Source organism: Paenibacillus planticolens, assembly GCF_013141725.1.
In the GTDB taxonomy this organism is placed as follows: domain Bacteria; phylum Bacillota; class Bacilli; order Paenibacillales; family NBRC-103111; genus Paenibacillus_E; species Paenibacillus_E planticolens.
On the sequence record NZ_WHNZ01000012.1, the window covers coordinates 256,078 to 268,485 of the forward strand.

Below are 12,408 nucleotides of genomic sequence, written 5' to 3' on the forward strand. Positions count from 1 at the left end.
GCTTAACCAATTAATTTGTCGAAGCACAGTTCAAACTCGCGTTTAATTTTTTCTTCATCCATCGTCAAGCATTCGCCTTTGCGAACAAGCCATTTGCCATCGACACAGACATCAACAACATCCTTGGCGCACGCGGAGTAAACAACGTGAGAAACGAAATCTGTTTTTGGCAAGAAGTGCGGCTGATCGATATCCAGTGCGATAAAGTCAGCTTTCATACCTGGCTGCAGGAGGCCTACGTTATCCAACCAGACGGATTCCGCTCCCATTTTCGTTCCCAGCAGAAGTGCTTCTGCGGCCGGTACAGCCAGCGGATCACCGGAAACACCTTTGTGAATTAACGCCGCAAGTCTCATTTCTTCGAACATATCCAAATTGTTGTTGGAAGCTGCGCCATCTGTTCCAAGCGATACCTTCACGCCTGCGCGAAGCAGTTCCGGTACACGGGCTACGCCGCTGGCAAGTTTCAAGTTGCTTCCCGGATTGTGAGAGACGCGGACGTCATACTGCTTCAAAACAGAGATTTCTTCGTCCGTTAAATGTACGCCGTGCGCTACGAGCGTCGGTCTGCTGAACACGCCGATCTTCTCTAAATGGACAACCGGACGCAAACCGTATTGATCCACATTGCCTTGTACCTCGCGGCTTGTCTCCGACATATGGGTATGAATCGGCAAGTTCAAATCATGAGCAGCTTGAACGATTCGTTCAATATATTCCGGAGGACACGTGTAAGGCGCATGAGGAGACATCATCGTCGTGATTCTGCCATTCGCAGCCCCATGCCAGCTTTTTGCAAACTCAGAAGCGTCTTTCAGTTTAGCCGTCTGTACATCGGGCGGGCACAATCCGATAACGCCGCGTGCAAGAACGCCGCGCATTCCGGACTCTTCGACTGCTTTCGCCACTTCATTCATATGGTCGTACATATCAACAAAGGTCGTAGTTCCGCCTTTCATCATTTCCAAAATAGAAAGACTGGTGCCCCATTTTACATCCATAGCGCTAAATTTAGCTTCCATCGGCCACATTTTCTCTTCCAACCAGATCTGGAGCGCTAAATCGTCCCCATATCCTCTGAGCAGCGACATCGCCGCGTGACCATGCGTATTGACGAGTCCAGGCATATAAAGCTTGTTCGTCCCATCGATCACTTCATCGTAGTTTTCCTTAGGCTCAGGAGTTTGTTCGCCGATATATGTAATAAGATCGCCTTCTATAACCATAGAGCCTTTAATCCATGATTTTCCTTCAATAGTAGAAATAAAATGGCCATTCGTAATTAATGTTTTTTTCATACTAAAATACCCTCTCTATGCTCATTCTAAGTTAAACACTGCTTAATAAACTTTACATCTTCAGGCTTGTAAAATCAAGGAAGCATCCAATGTTAAGAAATTGTAAAATGTCACGGAATTTTGGTTGCTTTCGGTCCAATTATTATGATATTTTTAACTTCGTGAGTTTTTTCTACAATTTGGTCCAATTCTCTCGTAAATTCGATCAAAATCTTGTACATATAGTAAAAACTAGGAGGCTATTATGACCACATTATTCACAAAAAAAAATGAAGTCGATTTCTTGCAACTGCTTATCCGGGCCGCAGAGAACGCACTTCAAACCGCTCAGCTGTTTCGCACGGCGATGATGGGTGACAAACCGCCAGTAGACTACGTTCAGCCAATCCACGATTTAGAACATGCAGGCGACTCCATTACCCACGAAATTTTCAAAGGTTTGAATAAAGTTTTCATTACGCCGATCGATCGCGAGGACATCATGATTCTTGCCTCCAAAGTGGATGATGTCACGGATGGAATCGAAGCTACCATTGCCCGTTTTGACTATTTAAACGTCTCCCACACAGATACGTATATGAGAGACTTCTCGGCAGTCATTGTAGATTCGTGCCAACATATGCTAGACGCGTTCAAACTGCTCGCGAAGAAAAAATACATGCAAATTCCTGAGCACACCGTTGCAATTAACTCCCTCGAAAATGATGGCGATCGCTTAATGCGCGAAGGAATCCGCCAAATTTTCATCACTCGCAAAGACCCCTACGAGGACTTCAAACTGAAAGAAATCTACGAGCGCTTGGAAGAAACAACAGACGCTTGCGAAGACGTAGCCAATATCCTAGACAGCGTTGTACTTCGTTATTCATAGGGCTGTGCGGTTCATCTGCACGAGAAGATCGTTTTTTGAGTGGAAAGCTCTTAGGAGGAAATCATGTTAACTTATTTAATCATAATTGTTGTACTAGCCTTGCTCTTTGATTTCATTAATGGATTTCACGATACAGCCAATGCCATTGCGACTTCGATATCTACGCGCGCTCTTAGCCCGCGGGTAGCCATTGCTATGGCAGCCACTCTTAATTTTATCGGGGCGATGGTGTCCTCGAAAGTTGCCAAAACCGTGGGAGGAAGCATTGCCAACCCGGCTAAAATTGAGAACGGCGTTGAAATCGTAATCGCAGCCTTACTGGCAGCCATTATTTGGAACTTGCTAACATGGTATCTTGCCATTCCTTCTTCCTCCTCTCATACACTGCTCGGCGCTCTCGCGGGTGCGGTTATCGCCGGAGCCGGCGTCAACTCAGTGAACTGGAGCGGCTTCACCCAAATCATTATCATTTTGATTCTGTCACCAATCATTGCTTTCGCACTTGGTTACGTCATTATGATTTTGATCAAGTACATCGTCATATGGTCCGGAAATAAATCGCGATCAAAGCTCAACCGTATCTTCAGAACGTTGCAGATCCTCTCTGCCGGATTGCTTTCCTACTCACACGGCGGTAATGACGCACAGAAAGCAATGGGCATTATCGTGTTTGGTCTGGTTGCAGCCGGTGTGCAAACGGATCTGAACGTACCGCTCTGGGTCAAAATTTCAGCAGCCTTGGCAATGGGTCTTGGAACCTCGATCGGCGGATGGAAAATCATTAAAACCGTTTCCGGAAAAATCGTTAAAATCGAACCGATTAACGGTTTCGCATCCGACCTGACATCGTCGCTTGTCATTCAATTCTCGACTCATATCGGTAAACCTTTATCAACAACTCATGTTATCTCCTCAGCCATTATCGGGACAGGCAGTGTTATGCGGTTCCATGAAGTACAATGGGGGACCGTAAGCCGCATGCTGATTACTTGGGTCATTACCATTCCGATCTCTATCGCGCTTGCTTACACGCTATACTTCCTTATCTTCAGACTTATTTTCTAAAAAGAAAGACCGTCAGGAAAATCCTGACGGTCTTTTTGCGTGTAAGTCCATTAATCCAAATAATAAGCTAAGCTTTGAAGCTCCGTTGTAAAGTCTGCATAGTGTACACGAACTTCAGGCGGAACCTTGATAATGACAGGAGCGAAATTCAGAATAGCCTCAATGCCGCAATCTACGAACTGATTGGCCACATTTTGAGCTTCGTCCGCAGGTACCGTAATGATGCCGATCCGAACGCCAAGCTCCGATAAGACAGCTTTCATCCCACTCATGGGTTGAACCGTCAAATTATTAATGGTCTCTCCCGTTTTACTGGGCATGGCATCAAAAACAGCGACAATTTTCATATCATTTCGCAAGTAAGTATTATAATTGCATAAGGCGCGGCCAAGATTGCCCGCTCCGACAAGAGCGACTTGAATATGCCGGTCCAACTTGAGAATCTGTCTAATCTTCTCGATCAAGTAGGCGATATCATAGCCGATGCCTTTCTTCCCGAACTCCCCGAAATAGGCCAAATCCTTTCGAATCTGAGCAGGATTCAGATCAAGTTTTTGACCCAAATCCTGTGAAGACACTGTTGCGACATTTTTCATGGCAAGCTCATTTAGAAAACGTAGATAAATGGGCAGCCTGCGAACAACGGCCTCCGATATTTTTTGTGATTTCATTTCTGAACCTCCCCCATCCACTGCTCAATCCTTGGCAGCATTTGTTCCGTTTTCATATGCTCGATTTTGGGTCCGGGCAGCGAATAGAGGAAATGCTTGCCATAGAAGGTTTCAATCACGCGTGTATCGTAAATGATCACAATGCCCTTATCCGAAGCGCGTCTGACTAGCCGGCCAAAGCCTTGTTTAAAGCGAATGACCGCTTGCGGCACTGAAAATTTCATGAACGGGTTTTCGTTGCGTTTCTTAATATTTTCGCATTTAGCCTCAACCAGCGGATGATTCGGCGGTTGGAACGGCAAACGGATAATCGCTAGACAGCTCAGCGCGTCACCTGGAATGTCTACGCCTTCCCAGAATGAGCTGGTGCCCAGCAGGACGCACATTTTGTTGTCCTGGAACATGCGGGTCAGCTTGCTGCGGTTACCGCTGTCTACGCCTTGACCGAGAACTGTAATGCCGTACGGCTTCAAGTAATCTTTCATGCCGGCATAAATCTGCTTAAGCATCCGATTCGATGTAAACAAAATAAGCATTCGGCCTTTAGTCACGATGGCCACTTCACTGAGCGACTCAATAAGAGATGCGATAAAGACGGGATCGCCGGCGCCTTTAATCGTAGGGAAATCCCGTGGGATGACAACCAGCGCTTGCTCCCGGTAGTTAAACGGAGAAGGCAGCTGGACCGTCTTAAGCTTGCCGCTCTCTTCGTCCTGCGGGATAACCAGCCCCAATTGATCAGCTGAATACTGAAACGATTTATTCACGGACAAGGTTGCTGAGGTCATAATGATGCTGTCCTTCGTTTCAAAGAAATGCTGTTGAAGCAAGCCGCTCACATCGGTCGGTACCGAGATGAGCTGCAGCGATTTCGCTTTGGCGTAGGTCCCCGCTTCCATCCAGTACACATAGCCTTCATCGGCCATTTTCATAAAGAAATGCAGCGCATCCCGATGCTCATAGAGCTCTTTCACAGTCCCGTTAAGGTCCGTAACTAATCCTTGGACGCCAAAAGCTTCCTGATGCTCCTTCACATCGCTCAGCAATTTATCTAGCGTGCGAAGCAGATCATTGGCATTCAAATAAATATTATCTTCCATCGTCAGCAGCTCGTGCCAATTGTTAGGCAAAGTCTCCGGCTTCATACGCAAAACATAAGTGGAATTCTCCGTTTGCGACGGATCGCTTTTGGAGGAAAGCAGCTCATAAAGCGATTCGCTTAACCGTTCCCAATCCTCTTTCATTTGCACGATTTTGGGAAAGAGGCCGTCAATCGTATGGCTCCAAGCTGCTGCACGCTCCTGCTGCTCATCCGCTTTCTGCAGCCGAAACCGCAGCATCGGCAGCTGACCGCTTCGATTGTCTTTATAGAGCCAAGTCAACGAATGGTACATCGCCGAGGAATGCAGCTCAATTCCCAAGTGTTTGGAGGCTACTTCCTCAAAATGATGCGCCTCATCAATCACAAGGTGTTTGTAAGCCGGCAGAAGGCGGTTCTCCGCTTTCATATCCGTGAATAAAAGAGAATGATTCGTAATGACCACATCAGCCGTATTGGCGTCGTTACGGGCGCGATGATAGAAGCATTTTTTGTACCATGGGCACATGCGGTTTAAACATGAGTCCGTATCGCTGGCAACCGAATACCAGAATTGAGCCCCTTTATTCCCAAAATGCAGCTCCTCTTCATCACCGTACTCCGTCTCGCTGAGCCATACGACCATTTGAGCGGCCGTTAACGGGTCTTCCTTGCCATTCTCGTAATCGCGCGTTGTCAGCTTCGTCTCAAATTTGCGCAAGCATAAGTAATGGCTTCTCCCTTTGAGCACCGCGGCTTTGAACGGCACAGGGAAAATCTCCTTGAGCAGCGGAATATCCCGCTCTCTAAGCTGTTCCTGCAGATTGATGGTGTGCGTGGAAACAACCACTTTCTTCTCATACTTGATGCCATAATAAAGGGCCGGAATCAAATAGCCAAGTGATTTGCCCGTACCCGTGCCCGCCTCAATCATCAAATGCTGATCGTTCCTAAGAGACTTCTCCACTTCATAGATCATTTGCTCTTGGGACTCACGTTCTTCAAAAATCTCAAACTTTTGTTGAAGAGCCGTTTTTAAGCCCTGTTGGAAATGTTTAAAAGATGGCCCTAGCCCGTCTTCATCCGAAGCCGAGCGAATCTCATCCTCTTCTCCCCAATCCGTGACGTTCAGTGTAAATTGACGGAAATAGCGATGGGTTTCCGTATCTACGCTCGTAATCGATTCTTTATATAGACATATTTCTTCCAAAAACCAGCCTAAGTCACTGGAACTGTTTTCGTAAATATGCTGCAATCTCTGAACGGTAAGCAATGGCAGACCTAGCAGCCTTTCCAAACAAACAATCCAGATTTCCGCTGTCACTTCCGCGTCGCTATCGGCTTGATGGGGCCTTTCATGATCAATCCCGAATAATCCGGCTACCATGCTCAGTTGAAGACTGGAAATGGACGGAAACAAGATGCGCAGCATATCCATCGTATCGAGTACCCGGCCTGAAAATGGCGGATAGCCGGTTTTCGTCAGCCCCTTTTGCAGAAAGGACAGGTCAAAAGCGGCATGGTGGGCGACAAGCACACAATCGAACAATAGCGGAAACATATCCGACATCACTTGATCAAGCGTTGGCGCGTCTGCCACCATTTCGTCCGTAATGCCCGTAAGTGTTGTAATGGAAGAAGGTATACCGATCCCTGGATTGACCAGAGAAGTATACCTGTCGATAATTTGAAATTGATCTATAATGACCAGTCCAACCTGGATGATTTCATCCGCAGGCTGACTTCCTGTCGTTTCAAAATCTAAAACTGCAAATTTCATGACGTGTATCTTCAATCCCTTCGTCCTGCACTTCTCCTAGCATACCAAATCTTCTTAGGAAAAGGGAATACCTAGTTCGTCACTTTGCTTTAGGATTCGTCCAAATTAATGAGCGGCTCCATACATGACGGGTCGGTATGATACGCTTTTTGAAAATATTCAAACGCTTTTTCCATATTGTGATTTTGAACTTGAATACAACCCATGGCGTTGTAGGAAATGGCCTTCATTTTTGAATTGTCCGTTAAGGGCAGCAGGAATTTGAAGTGCTGGTACGCTTCTCCAAACTCCCCTTTGCGCAGATGTCCCATCGCCAAATAAACCCTTGCCAACAAGAAATCCGGCTGCCTCCGAATCAAAGCTTCAAATTCTTTGATCGCCTGATCATACATATAAAGCTTGTAGTACCCTTGGCCGCGAACGAACTCATCCGTTTGCTTCCCGGACAGATCAAGATCCATCAGTTCCTTATGAAGGGTTTGGGTGCTGATCGGCACGGCCCCATAAAACTTTCCCAGTTTCTCCTCAAAAAGCAGCCATGCCTCGATGAACTCATCGCTCATCGTCTTCAACACCTGCAACTGCTCGTCAAGCTCCGCTTTTTTCTCCACATCACTATTCGGATATTCTTTTTGGATTTCTTCCAAAACCTCGTTCATTGTGGAAAATAAATGCTTAAACATTTGGCATCCCACCTTTGCTTCGAAAGCTTATCCTCATTCTTTGTAAACAGAGCCGATTTCATGCATGGAAATCACCAGCTTAAAGGATGGTTGAATGCTCTTCCGCTTTCAGCAGTTGGGCCACTTTATTGTTCGCATCCATGATAGCAACGGTCGGTTGATGCTTCTTCGCTTCTTCGTCGGTCATCATGGCATACGACATAATAATGACGGTATCTCCGGTCTGAACCAGACGGGCCGCCGCGCCGTTCAAACAGATAACCCCGGTTCCGCGGGGGCCGGGAATAATGTAGGTTTCCAGACGCGCCCCGTTGTTGTTATTCACAATTTGCACTTTCTCATTAGGCAGCATATCGACTAGATCGAGCAAATCTTCATCAATCGTGATGCTCCCGATATAGTTCAAATTCGCTTCCGTTACGGTAGCGCGGTGAATCTTGGCTTTCATCATCGTGCGAAACATAAACTTCACTTCCTCAATTGTATAATAGCATTGTCGATTAGCCGGGTTTTGCCGAATTTGACAGCTAGAGCAATAATAACGGAATCGGTATGAGTGCTGCTTTCAAAAGTCTCTAAGGCCGGATAGGCAAGTACCTCCGCATAATCAATGACGGCTAGTGGCGCTGTGGCAATATGGCTCCTGACCAGACTCTCCAACTCACCTGCCGTAAAACTGGATCTACCCCGTACGAATTCCTTTGCTAGTTCCAAAGATTGCGAAAGAACCAACGCTTGTTTCCGCTCTTCCTCCGTTAAGTACACATTGCGTGAACTCATCGCGAGGCCGTCCTTTTCACGCAATGTTGGACAAGGTACGATTTCGACAGCAAGATTGAGATCCTGTACCATCTGCTCGATCACGGCAACCTGCTGAGCGTCTTTGAGTCCGAAGAACGCTTGATCCGGCTGCACGATATGAAACAACTTGCTGACCACTGTCGCAACGCCGTCAAAATGTCCAGGACGCGACGCTCCGCAAAGATTTGATGTCAGTCCCGTCACACTAACGGTTGTCCGTGTCGGAGCCGGATACATTTCGCTGACGGATGGCATAAAAACAAGATCAGCGCCGGCTGCCTCCGCTACCTCAAGGTCTCTCTCCGTATTCCGCGGATACCGCTCAAAGTCCTCTCCAGGACCAAACTGAAGCGGATTGACAAAAATGCTCAACACCACAAGCCCGCTTTGAGACCTGGCTTTGCGCAGCAAGCTGGCATGGCCTTCGTGCAGATAGCCCATTGTGGGCACAAAACCTACGGATCCATCATTTTTACGTCGGTATTCTCTAATGCGAGAACGCAAATCGGCAATTGAATGAACCACTTCCATGGTTTGGATCGCTTTCATGGCCGCTCACTACTCCTTATCGCCGTACAAGTATTGAACTACATCGTTATCCATATGAAACGTATTTTCAGGGGCGGGGAACGTCCGCGCTTTCACTTCTTTCACATATTCGCCAATGCCTGCTCGAATAGTGTCCCCGATATTCGCGTAACTTTTTACAAACTTTCTGGGGGCACTGTCAGAACCATACTGTAGAAGATCATGGTAGACAAGCACTTGCCCATCGCAATTAACCCCTGAGCCGATGCCGATGGTCGGAATGGACAGCTGTTTGGTGATCCATTCGGCCAGTTCGTCAGTAACCAGCTCCAGAACAATGGCGAATGCTCCCGCTTCCTCGATCGCTTTCGCATCGCTCAGCAGCTTCTCCGCTTGCTCCGAGCTGCGGCCTTGTACGCGGAAACCGCCAAGCTGGTGGATCGATTGCGGCGTAAGACCAAGATGTCCGACAACAGGAACACCTGCTTCGGTGATCGCTTTGACCGTTGCCGCTATCTCCGCTCCGCCTTCGAGTTTCACCGCTTTGGCTCCACCTTCTTGCATTAATCGGGCGACGCCTTTAAGGGTTGTATCCAGACTTCCATGGTACGTCAAGAATGGCATATCCGCTACAATAAACGTATTGGAAGCTCCGCGTACCGCGGCTCGCGTTTGATAGACCATATCATCCAGCGTCACAGGCAAGGTCGAATCATATCCGAGCACAACGTTCCCCAGTGAATCACCGACGAGAATTACATCAATGCCTGCTTCCTCCGACAATCGGGCAGACGGGTAATCATAAGCGGTTACCATCGTAATCGGTACGCCGTCCTGCTTCATTTTTCTCATTTTGGCTGTTGTAAGCGGCTTTCTCTTTTCCATTTGTATCCCAGCTTCCTCATCTAAAATAAAAAAACCTTTTAGCTAAGAGCTAAAAGGATCGCATGCAGAAAGAATCCAATGATCCTTCTGTCTCGGTCCCATAAGGCTCAGAGCAGAATCCAACATCTTGTTTACTCGTTATTTCGGCTTCAATCAAACCTGTTACTACGCTTGTATAGCAGCAAGTGCAGTTCCTTTAAGGATACCGCCTCGCTATTCAATTATACCAAATAGAGATTCCAAATGATACCTTAACTTTTTTAGCGCAGTTCGATATCGCCAGAGTAGACTTTAATTTTCTCGCCGTTTCCGGTAATCACCGTCAGTGCGCCTGAATCATCCAAGGAATCTGCAATGCCTTCAATGACGCCGCTGGGCGAATGCGTACGGATAGGACGCTTGAGAGTTACGCTTAAAGCTTCCCATAGCAGTCGGATAGGTGAAAAACCTTTTTCCAAATACAACGCATACAGCTCTTCGAATTCTAAGAGAAATGCTTGTACCAAAGTCTCTCTCTTGATTTCCGCTCCCGATTCAATGGCCAGTGAAGTTGCAACCGACCTTAGTTCCTCCGGATAATCCTCTACCTTCAGATTCACACTGATGCCAATTCCCGCGATAACATACTTTAAGCGTTCATCTTCACCGCTGCTTTCCAGCAAAATGCCGCTGACCTTCTTCCCTTTAATCAGCAGATCATTCGGCCATTTGATGCCGATGTCAACTTGGCATACCTTCTGGATCGACCGGCAAAGGGCGACAGCGCTTAACAACGTAAGCTGCGGCAAGAAATAAACAGGGACTCTCGGTGTCAGCACCAGACTCATCCATATGCCTTTCCCGGCCGGAGAATGCCACGCACGGCCCATTCGGCCCCGCCCGGCTGTCTGTGCCTCGGCGAGCACTAACGTGCCTTCCGGAGCCCCTGAAGCGACCAGCGCATGGGCGATCGTCTGGGTGGAATCGACTTCCCCGTATACATGCACCTTCTGCCCCAACACCTTCGTTCTCAAGCCCTGCAGCAGTTCGGTCACCTGCCATTTGTCCGGCTTGCTCACCAGCCTGTAGCCTTTGCGCGGGGCGGCCTCAAATTCATAGCCTGCCGCGCGAAGCTCTTCGATATGCTTCCATATGGCTGTGCGGCTCACATTCAATCGGCGGCTGATTTCCTCACCGGAAACGTAAGCCTCCGGGGATTGTTGGAAAAGCTCTAAAATCCGCTCATTCATCTTTTTCACTCCAATTTATTGACTTCTTCAACTTTAAGGGAACTACAATCCGCTATTAAAGCAAAAAGCGAAGATTTGGGTAATGAGAGGAAACTACAGGGTCTTATATCACTCGAACGGGCTATAAGACTACCCTGATCTGTGAAATAGCGGACCGTTATTCCCTCACCTGCGCAGAGCGCGGCCTTCCGTGAACACTTTATAAAAAAACCACGCGCGCTGCTACTTCGCAGCACGCGCGGCCTGTAGAAGAATTTCCCGCTCGTTCGGTATTTCCCCGAGCGTTGTTCGTTCAAGCAAATGCTCCAGCAGCTTGCCCATCTCCGGGCCCGGCTGCAAGCCGAGCTCCGAAGCCAAATCCTTGCCGGATATGGCGAGATGCTTGAGGCTGAAGCAAGGAATCTCGCTCAGCCACGCTTCCCCGCGGCGCACCAGCTCCGGCGCCGCTGTGTCAAGAAACAGCGCGAGCTCGCCGCGCTGACCCGCATACGGCTGCAGCACGCGCAGCAGCCGCAGCAAGGCGCGGGCCGCGGCTTCGCCGCTGCGCACCGCGCCAAGCTTCCAGACCCGCTCCAGCGGAGCCGGGTCTGAGTGCGTGGCGGCCACCGCTTCGCGCAGGGCCAGCACAGCCCATACCGCGTCGCCGTCGGCGCGGGAGAAGGTCAGCTCCTGGAGCGCCGTGCGGATAACGTCCGCCGGCACCTCCAGGAGCATCAGCAGCATCGCCCAGCGGTCATGCTGCCCTTCCAACGCGCTGACAGCGTCCAGCGCGTCATCCCAGGCGAGCCAGCGCTCAAAAGGCAGCGGCAGCTGCTTTTTGAGGTGCGCCGTAAGGCGGCTCGCCAGGAGCAGCCGTACAGCCCGTGCAGGGGCTGGGCCGTCGATCATGCGCTGGAGCTCGCTGCGCACGCGCTCCATGGCAATGTGGCGCAGCAGCGGTGCTTGCGCGAGCAGCGCCTGCCAAGTGCTCTCCTCGACCTGCAGCTCGTAGGTCGAGGCAAACCGAATGCAGCGAAGCATGCGAAGCGCATCTTCGCCGAAGCGCTCTTCCGCTTTGCCTACGCAGCGGAGAACGCCTAAGGCGAGATCCTTTTGCCCGGCAAAAGGATCGACGACAACGCCATCGCCGTCCATGGCCATCGCGTTCATCGTAAAATCGCGCCGCTTCAGATCCTCCGTCAAATCGGAGATATAGGCGACCGAAGCAGGGCGGCGGAAACCTTCATACTCCGCCTCTTTGCGGAACGTCGTTACCTCATACGTCCCCTGCTGCAGGATGACGGTGACGGTCCCATGCTGAAGACCCGTCGGCGCCGTCCGCGGGAAACAGGCAATAACCTGCTCAGGCAAGGCTGAAGTCGCGATATCGATATCTTTAATCGGTCTGTCAAGCACGGCATCACGTACGCAGCCGCCTACGAGATAGGCTTCATAGCCTGCCTCTGTAAGCTTTGCCAGCACATAAGAAGCGCCTCGATCTTCTACCAATATTTTTCCAGCATCCAACATGTTTCTCCTA

General features: G+C 49.2%; 11 protein-coding genes. 2 read left to right on the forward strand and 9 right to left on the reverse strand.

The features are described from left to right. Window positions 1-2: 2 nt before the first annotated feature. Window positions 3-1,298 (reverse strand): amidohydrolase, encoded by a 1,296-nt coding sequence (locus GC097_RS03975; RefSeq protein WP_171682046.1) that lies wholly within the window; start codon window positions 1,296-1,298, stop codon window positions 3-5. A 244-nt stretch (window positions 1,299-1,542) separates the two neighbouring features. Here GC097_RS03975 and GC097_RS03980 point away from each other — a divergent pair, with 244 nt between their 5' ends. Both GC097_RS03980 and GC097_RS03985 read left to right on the forward strand, forming a co-directional pair. Further along, the gene (locus GC097_RS03980; RefSeq protein ID WP_171682047.1) at window positions 1,543-2,169 is read left to right on the forward strand and encodes a DUF47 domain-containing protein; all 627 of its coding nucleotides are present in this window, start codon (window positions 1,543-1,545) and stop codon (window positions 2,167-2,169) included. Window positions 2,170-2,232: 63 nt separating this feature from the next. Next, window positions 2,233-3,234, forward strand: coding sequence for an inorganic phosphate transporter (locus tag GC097_RS03985; RefSeq protein WP_171682048.1), 1,002 nt, complete (start codon window positions 2,233-2,235; stop codon window positions 3,232-3,234). 50 nt (window positions 3,235-3,284) lie between these two features. Here GC097_RS03985 and GC097_RS03990 read toward each other — a convergent pair whose 3' ends face one another. From GC097_RS03990 to GC097_RS04025, 8 genes are all read right to left on the reverse strand, one after another. Next, on the reverse strand, window positions 3,285-3,905 hold the full coding sequence (locus GC097_RS03990) for a redox-sensing transcriptional repressor Rex (RefSeq protein WP_171682049.1): 621 nt from the start codon (window positions 3,903-3,905) through the stop codon (window positions 3,285-3,287). After that, complete coding sequence (locus GC097_RS03995) at window positions 3,902-6,763, reverse strand: ATP-dependent DNA helicase DinG, 3'-5' exoribonuclease type (protein ID WP_171682050.1); 2,862 nt, start codon at window positions 6,761-6,763, stop codon at window positions 3,902-3,904. The genes GC097_RS03990 and GC097_RS03995 overlap by 4 nt, the downstream gene beginning before the upstream one ends. Window positions 6,764-6,852: 89 nt before the next feature. Beyond that, a complete protein-coding gene (locus GC097_RS04000; RefSeq protein ID WP_171682051.1) occupies window positions 6,853-7,446 on the reverse strand; it encodes a tetratricopeptide repeat protein in 594 nt (197 codons plus the stop codon). Between the two features lie 79 nt (window positions 7,447-7,525). Next, a complete protein-coding gene (panD, locus tag GC097_RS04005) occupies window positions 7,526-7,909 on the reverse strand; it encodes an aspartate 1-decarboxylase (RefSeq protein ID WP_171682052.1) in 384 nt (127 codons plus the stop codon). Between the two features lie 5 nt (window positions 7,910-7,914). Continuing rightward, window positions 7,915-8,778 carry a pantoate--beta-alanine ligase gene (panC, locus tag GC097_RS04010; protein WP_171682244.1) on the reverse strand — a complete coding sequence of 288 codons (864 nt, stop codon included), beginning with the start codon at window positions 8,776-8,778 and terminating at the stop codon, window positions 7,915-7,917. 27 nt (window positions 8,779-8,805) lie between these two features. Next, window positions 8,806-9,660: a 3-methyl-2-oxobutanoate hydroxymethyltransferase gene (gene panB, locus GC097_RS04015; RefSeq protein ID WP_171682053.1), complete on the reverse strand. Its 855-nt coding sequence runs from the start codon at window positions 9,658-9,660 to the stop codon at window positions 8,806-8,808. 260 nt (window positions 9,661-9,920) lie between these two features. Further along, the gene (locus GC097_RS04020) at window positions 9,921-10,889 is read right to left on the reverse strand and encodes a biotin--[acetyl-CoA-carboxylase] ligase (protein ID WP_171682245.1); all 969 of its coding nucleotides are present in this window, start codon (window positions 10,887-10,889) and stop codon (window positions 9,921-9,923) included. Window positions 10,890-11,111: 222 nt separating this feature from the next. Continuing rightward, a complete protein-coding gene (locus tag GC097_RS04025; RefSeq protein ID WP_376768360.1) occupies window positions 11,112-12,395 on the reverse strand; it encodes a CCA tRNA nucleotidyltransferase in 1,284 nt (427 codons plus the stop codon). Between the last annotated feature and the right edge of the window lie 13 nt (window positions 12,396-12,408).

Excerpts from the sequence above, each read along its gene's own strand:
- GC097_RS03975 (WP_171682046.1), bottom strand. The coding sequence starts at position 1,298 with ATGAAAAAAACATTAATTACGAATGGCCATTTTATTTCTACTATTGAA.
- GC097_RS03995 (WP_171682050.1), bottom strand. The coding sequence starts at position 6,763 with ATGAAATTTGCAGTTTTAGATTTTGAAACGACAGGAAGTCAGCCTGCG.
- panB (WP_171682053.1), bottom strand. The coding sequence starts at position 9,660 with ATGGAAAAGAGAAAGCCGCTTACAACAGCCAAAATGAGAAAAATGAAG.
- panD (WP_171682052.1), bottom strand. The coding sequence starts at position 7,909 with ATGTTTCGCACGATGATGAAAGCCAAGATTCACCGCGCTACCGTAACG.
- panC (WP_171682244.1), bottom strand. The coding sequence starts at position 8,778 with ATGGAAGTGGTTCATTCAATTGCCGATTTGCGTTCTCGCATTAGAGAA.
- GC097_RS03990 (WP_171682049.1), bottom strand. The coding sequence starts at position 3,905 with ATGAAATCACAAAAAATATCGGAGGCCGTTGTTCGCAGGCTGCCCATT.
- GC097_RS04000 (WP_171682051.1), bottom strand. The coding sequence starts at position 7,446 with ATGTTTAAGCATTTATTTTCCACAATGAACGAGGTTTTGGAAGAAATC.
- GC097_RS04020 (WP_171682245.1), bottom strand. The coding sequence starts at position 10,889 with ATGAATGAGCGGATTTTAGAGCTTTTCCAACAATCCCCGGAGGCTTAC.
- GC097_RS03985 (WP_171682048.1), top strand. The coding sequence starts at position 2,233 with ATGTTAACTTATTTAATCATAATTGTTGTACTAGCCTTGCTCTTTGAT.
- GC097_RS03980 (WP_171682047.1), top strand. The coding sequence starts at position 1,543 with ATGACCACATTATTCACAAAAAAAAATGAAGTCGATTTCTTGCAACTG.